General features: G+C 70.7%; 4 protein-coding genes. 3 read left to right on the top strand and 1 reads right to left on the bottom strand.

Features of this window, described 5'->3' with window-relative positions:
- Positions 1 to 436: 436 nt before the first annotated feature.
- The 3 genes from ACFV6I_RS30300 to ACFV6I_RS30290 all read left to right on the top strand — a co-directional run bounded on the left by ACFV6I_RS30300 (position 437) and on the right by ACFV6I_RS30290 (position 3232).
- Positions 437 to 1519, top strand: coding sequence for a hypothetical protein (locus ACFV6I_RS30300; RefSeq protein ID WP_380428722.1), 1083 nt, complete (start codon positions 437 to 439; stop codon positions 1517 to 1519).
- 102 nt (positions 1520 to 1621) lie between these two features.
- Positions 1622 to 2482: a DUF3592 domain-containing protein gene (locus ACFV6I_RS30295; RefSeq protein WP_380428720.1), complete on the top strand. Its 861-nt coding sequence runs from the start codon at positions 1622 to 1624 to the stop codon at positions 2480 to 2482.
- A 105-nt stretch (positions 2483 to 2587) separates the two neighbouring features.
- Positions 2588 to 3232, top strand: a complete 645-nt coding sequence (locus ACFV6I_RS30290; protein ID WP_380428718.1) for an ATP-binding protein — start codon at positions 2588 to 2590, stop codon at positions 3230 to 3232.
- A 68-nt stretch (positions 3233 to 3300) separates the two neighbouring features.
- Here the strand turns inward: ACFV6I_RS30290 and ACFV6I_RS30285 are convergent, their stop codons facing one another.
- On the bottom strand, positions 3301 to 4560 hold the full coding sequence (locus tag ACFV6I_RS30285; RefSeq protein WP_380428716.1) for an MFS transporter: 1260 nt from the start codon (positions 4558 to 4560) through the stop codon (positions 3301 to 3303).
- Positions 4561 to 4765 lie beyond the last annotated feature (205 nt).

The raw sequence follows: 4765 nt of genomic DNA, 5'->3' as shown, positions 1-4765 counted from the left end.
GGATGGCCCACCCTCCTCCCCAAACACACCATCCCCAACCAACACACCAAAGCCACCCACAACGCCCTCACCAACCTCAACCACCAACTCACACAAAACACGGACACCCAATAGCCACCCGCCAACAGCAGGCTCGACACCCGGGCCCAGCGCCCGTTCTGCCCCTCGTGCCCGACCCTCGGCTCGCGCACAGACCGCCCACTCATCGCCAACTCCCGTGAGGTCGACCGCGGGAGCTGGCGAACCGGGCCACCCGTCGAAACCGCCCCGCGACGGGCGCGATCCGGGACCCGCCCTTCGAGGAGCGCGCGCAGCCCTTCGCCCATCGCTCCGACTGCTCCTGACAGCCGCCCCACTCCGCACCCTGCCGGCCCCGCGTGAACAACGCCCGCCCCAGGCCTACCGGCTGTCACCCCGGCCCGGCACAATCACCCGTATGACGATCACCACGAGCGCGCCGCCCTCGCGCAGCACTCCGGTCGCCCTCGCCCGCGGTTTCCTGACGGGGGCCGTGATCGGGGGCTCGCTGGCCGCGCTAGTCGTCGGTGTGGTCGTCGAGAAAGTGCCCTTGTTCATCGGGGGTTTGGGACTGCCCATCGTCTACGGCCTGTTGCTCCTCCTCGCCGGCGCGCCGAGGCGGGCCCGGGAGGCGGAGGTCGTGCCCCGAACGGCGCTCGCGGTGATCGAGAGCCTGCGCGCCATTGGGGGTGAGACGAGCGACGTGCCGGTGCGGTTCGATCTCACCGTCGTACCGGACGACGAGCCTGCCTACCGCGTCGGGATCACTCAGGACATCAACCTGGTCGACCTCCCCGACTACCGGCCGCGCGGCGTCCTGGTGGTGAAGTATCCACCGGACAGGCCGTGGCGGGTGACGATCGTGAAGCGGCCGACCCCGGAGTGGGAGGAGCGGGCGGCCGGCGCCCAGCTGGATTCGGCTCCCGAGTCGCCCATGGTGACCGAGCCTTCCGAGGGCCGTTCGACCGGTTTCGTCAGGCTCTTCGGCCTGCTGCTCGCTGCGGCTGCCGTGGTCTTCCTGTTCCGCGTGGACCTGTTCGAGCAGCAGGACTCCGCCGCTTCTCCGGCACCGACGGTCACTTCGACGTGGTCGACCACGGTGGTGTCGTCCGGGACCGGGACGGTCTCTCTCGGGCCGGACCAGTCGTTCCTCGACGACGGCGAACTACGCAAGGCCATCAACTCCCTTACCGAGGGGAAGGATCCGCGCCAGGCGATCACCGTCTTCGCGCAGGACCGCGTGCTGTCGGTCGTGTTCTCCCCGAGCGGCACGAAGGCCCCCCAGTTCGATCCGCTCTCCCTGCCCTACGAGCGGTTCCCGGCCCTGGTCAAGGAGGCCGAAACGACGCTCGGCGTCCACTCCCCGACGTCCTGGCAGATCACTGCCGACCATCTCGCCGGCTCCCTCACGATCAGGGTCGGCGTGACCGGGCCCGAGGGCAGTGCCTCGCTGGAGGCGAACGGTGAGGGCCAGGTAGTGCGACGAGCCCCGGCACGCTGATCACCCGCGCGTCACCCGCACTCGACGCGCTTCGACACGGCGGGTTGCCACAGCAGCGAACGAACCCCGGCAGACCGTACCCGGAGGACAGGAGGAGGACTCATGGGCTGGCACGACTATCTGGCGCTCTGGTGCGGGGTGCTCGGCACATTGGCACTGCTCGGGTACGGGCGGTCGCTGGCAGGGGTCACCGGCGCCCAGCGGACGGTCCGGGTAATGGGGCGGATCGAGCGGGTGCAGGAGCCGCGGCACAGAGGTTCCGAGGCGGACGGCATAGCGATCGTCGCCACCTTCCAGGACTCCTCCACCGGGCAGGAGTTCACCGTGACGAACGACGGCGACTGCGGCGACCGGATCAACACCGCCTGGACGGGCCGGGAGATCGGGATCCGCTATCCGCCCGGAAGACCGGACGCCTTCCGGTTCACCGACGACCTCTGGGCCGGCCGCTACGGGCTCGGCTGGCCGAACTTCGCGGTGTTCCTGATCTACGTCGGGCTGGTGGTCGTCGCCGCGATCGACTGGGGCTGGCCGTGGGCCCTGATCGGTGTCGGCGCGCCGTGGAGCGTGTTCCTCGCGTGCTCCCTGCCCCAGGAGGTCCGCCAGGCGCGGAGCCGGTTCGACACCCTGGCCGCGATGGTTCCCGTTCCGGGCCGTGTGGTCGCCGTCGTCAGGAGCGTCCGCACCGACGAGGACGGCTACACCTCCACCAGCCAGACGCCGGTGGTCGCCTTCACCACCCACGAGGGCGCGGCCGTCACCGCGTACTGCTTTTCAGGCCTGCCGGACCCCACCAACTCGTACGGCCGGAACGTCACGATCCACTACTCCCCCGCCGACCCGGCCGACTTCACCCCGGACCTCGCGGCCGCACAGCGGTCCTGGAGGAGCGGAGTCACCAGCGGCATCGTGGGCGTTCTCGTCACGGCGTCAGCGGCAGTCGCGGGAGCGGTCCTGCTCTGACACCCAACGGCCATCGCCCGGCCTCGACCGGCACGGATGCCACGAACGGTCGCCAGTCACGGGGCCGGTCCCGGAGCCGTCGTCGGCCTGCGGCATCCTGGCCCGATGAATGAACCGAGGGCCCAGTGGGTCAACACGACACATGACTGGTCGAGCGCCGTCGATGCGGATCATCTGGCGCACATCAGGCAGAACCCGGCGGAGTTCGCTCCGGGCGGACCGTGGCACCTCGCCCTGGAAGTCCTCGGCTATGCGGCCGACGAAGCATCAGGAAACGGCGGCGGGCGCTGCGTCCTCGTTCTCCACACCGACGGCTCCCTGTCCGTCAGGGACAACGGGCGGGGCACCGACACCCGGGTGGACGAGCAGGGCCGGAGCGTGAAGAAGCCCGTCATGGCGACGAAGGACCTTCGGTTCTTCGACTCCCCGCAGGCCGAAGTGCTGCCCGACGGTCATCCCCGGCGCGGCATGTCCGTCGTCGCAGCGCTCAGCGACTGGCTCGTCCACACCAACCGCCGTCTCAACGGGGCCTGGACCCAGCGCTACGAACTCGGCGTCCCCATCACCGGATTGGAGCCCGTCGAGGTGGACGGAACGACCGGGACACTGGTCCACTTCAAGCCGGGCACACCGGTGGGCTCGCTCACCACCCCGACGCTCACCACCCCGACGGCGGACGACCTGACACGCCTGGCCGCAACCTGGCCTCAGTTGGAGGTCCAGCTCGACGACCGGCGTGGGCCGCACTGACATCCGAGCCGTCCGAGACACCCGACCGGCAGCTGTCCGAGCTCCCCCATGCCGGGTCCTCCCGCGTCTCAGGTCAGGCTCGCGGCCTGTTCCCCTGCCTTCCGGGGCGTCCTCTCCCGGCGCGGCAGCAGCAGCGGGGTCGCGAGGAGGAGGATTCCCGCGGCGGCGATCGCGGTGCGGGGGCTGGTGGTGGCGGCCAGCAGGCCCCACAGCGCGGTGAGGGCCGCGATGGCGGCACTGCTGCTGATCGACCATGCGGCGAGGGTGCGGGCGAGCTTGTCGGGGTCGATCTGTTCGAGCCGGTGGGTGGCCAGCAGCGGATTGAACAGGCCGCAGCAGGTGACCAGGCCGAGCTGGACGGTGACGATCAGGACGATCCCGGGGGCGCCGGGCTGGACGAACGCCAGCCCGATGGGCCAGCACGCGCGCAGCACTCCGGCGGTGAGCAGCGTTCGGTGCTGTCCGAAGCGCGTCGCGAGCGGGCGGGCGAGGCGTGAGCCGAGCAGGCCGCCGACGCAGGGGGAGGCGAACACAAGGCCGTACTGCCAGGGTGCGTAGCCGAGGTGGCCGAGGAGGAGTACGGCCATCAGCGGTTCGGCGGCCATGATCAGGCCGTTGACCGCGATCGCGTTGAGGAACAGCGGGCGCAGTGTGGGGTGGGTGAGGATGTGGCGCCACCCTTCGAGCAGGTCCCCGGCGCGCAGCCGCGGTGCGCCGGTCGGCGCGGGGTGCGGTTCGGTGCCGCCGATGGCGCGGATGCCGAGGGCCGAGAGCAGGTAGCTGAGGGCGTCGGCGACCACGGTCACCACCGGGCCGAACACTCCGATGGCGGCCCCGCCGAGCGGTGGCCCGACCGTGGTGGCGGTCCAGGTCGTCGATTCGAACCGGCTGTTCGCGACGAGCAGGTCCTGGGGCGGCACGAGCGTCTTGAGGTACGCGCCACTGGCGGCCTTGAAGGCGATGTCGGCCGCGGCGGTGACGACGGAGACGACGAGGAGCTGGGCGAAGCTGAGCCGGCCGAGCGCGAACGCGGCGGGGACGCTCAGCAGCACCGCGAACCGGGTCAGGTCCATCGCCATCATGACCGGCCGTTTGCGCCGGAACTCCATCCACGGACCGAGCGGCACGGCGACCAGGGCCCCCACCGCCCGTCCTGCGGCGGCCAGCAGCGCCACCTGGGTCGGTCCGGAGTGCAGCACGAGGATCGCGAGGAGGGGGAACGCGCCGAATCCGAGCCCCGAGCCGTAGGAGCTCACCGCGAACGCCGCCCACAGCCATCCGAACCGCCGCCCCAGTGCCCGCCGCCCCAGTACCCGCCGCCCATTCATACCCGTACGCCTCTCGCCGATCCGAACAACCACCCGCTGACCACCGGCATCAAAGCGGATCGCGAATGGCGGGATCAAACAACTGATCCGTCGGGAGGGCACAACCATCCGTTGTGTGGACACGATGGCCGGCGTGGATCTCGACGCTGTGCGTGTCGACGGCGACGGCTTCGACCAGCTGCCGTGGTGGGAGCGTGCCGGAGTC

This window comes from Kitasatospora sp. NPDC059803, assembly GCF_042732255.1.
Classification (GTDB): Bacteria; Actinomycetota; Actinomycetes; order Streptomycetales; family Streptomycetaceae; genus Kitasatospora.
The sequence above is the reverse complement of the archived record's forward strand: the minus strand, read 5'-3'. Positions and strand labels throughout refer to the sequence as shown.